The 1398-nt window shown below is 34.6% G+C and carries 1 protein-coding gene and 1 pseudogene; both read left to right on the plus strand.

The genetic code is table 11. The features are described 5' to 3' along the window. Positions 1-540: helix-turn-helix domain-containing protein (locus LT143_RS20280; RefSeq protein WP_246946198.1), on the plus strand; the 540-nt coding region annotated here is incomplete at its 5' end. Further along, positions 501-1367 (plus strand): annotated as a pseudogene (locus tag LT143_RS20285) (IS3 family transposase); the annotation flags it as partial. The gene LT143_RS20280 and the pseudogene LT143_RS20285, both read left to right, overlap by 40 nt. Positions 1368-1398: the final 31 nt, after the last annotated feature.

Genomic DNA, 1398 nt, shown 5'->3' on the forward strand with positions numbered 1-1398 from the left:
AAGTTGAAAATTGTAAAGGAATATCTAGAAGGCACTATAGGATATCTATCATTAGCTAAAAAATATGGTATCCCTGCTGAATCACAAATTAGGAGATGGGTTCGTGCATATAAAGAATTCGGCGAAGACGGATTACGTAGGAAGCATTCTAAACAAGTTTACTCTGTCCAATTTAAGTTAAATGTAATAAACTTTATGAAACAGACAGGTGCTTCTTACCAAGATACTGCGATTGTTCATGAAATGAACAATCCTTCATTGATTACCAATTGGTATAAAACTTTCATAGAGAAAGGTATAGAGGGCCTGCAAGAAAAAGCGAAAGGGCGGCCTTCTATGTCTAAAAATCATAAAGTTAAGTCACTAAAACAAGACAAAGAGTTATCTCGTGAAGAACTATTAGAGCGTGAAAATGAACGTTTACGTTTAGAGAATTCCTATTTAAAAAAGTTAAACGCTTTTCAGGAGAATCCGAATGCCTTCCTCGAAAAGCACAAGCAGCGTTGGCATTTGAGCTCAAAGAAGAAGGATTCAAATTAAAAGATGTATTAGTAGTGGTTGGTATTCCAGAGGCAACTTATCACTATCAAGTAAAGCAAATGAAAAAAGATGATCCGGATAAAGAATTGAAGGAAAAAATTACTGAACTTTTCCATAAGCACGAGGGTAAATACGGGTATCGTCGAATTTATTTAGAGTTAAGAGGTCTAGGGTATCTCATCAACCATAAAAAGGTTCAACGAATCATGAGCGTATTGAATTTAAAATGTGAGAAATTCACACGTAAATCTCGTTATAAATCATATAAGGGTACAGTCGGTAAAGTGGCCAAAAATCGTTTGAATCGTAGGTTCAATACATCTATCCGCCTGCAAAAACTAGTAACAGATGTGACCGAATTTAAATGTACTAATGACCAAAAATTATATTTAAGTCCTATTATGGATTTATACAACGGCGAAATTATCTCTTTTGGTATATCTAAAAGACCAACATTAGATTTCGTTTTAGAGCCGTTAAATAAAGCATTGGAAATGATTAAAGACGAAGCAAAATATCGTACAACGATACACTCGGATCAAGGTTGGCACTATCAACATAATACCTGGGTGAAAACCTTAAAGAAAAATAAAATCTTTCAAAGTATGTCTAGAAAAGCAAACTGTGCGGATAATGCGTCAATGGAAAACTTCTTTGGGATTCTCAAACAAGAGATGTATTACGGAGAAGACTTAGTGCCTTATGACGAGCTAAAAAGGAAAATTACGAAGTACATGTATTACTATAATAATGAACGTATTAAAGTAAAACTGGCTGGTTTAAGTCCAATACAATACCGAACTCAAACCAGCCAATTAGCTGCATAATAAAAACTCTAACTTTGTGGGGTCACCACCG

The organism is Bacillus pinisoli (assembly GCF_023036475.1).
In the GTDB taxonomy this organism is placed as follows: domain Bacteria; phylum Bacillota; class Bacilli; order Bacillales; family SA4; genus Bacillus_BS; species Bacillus_BS pinisoli.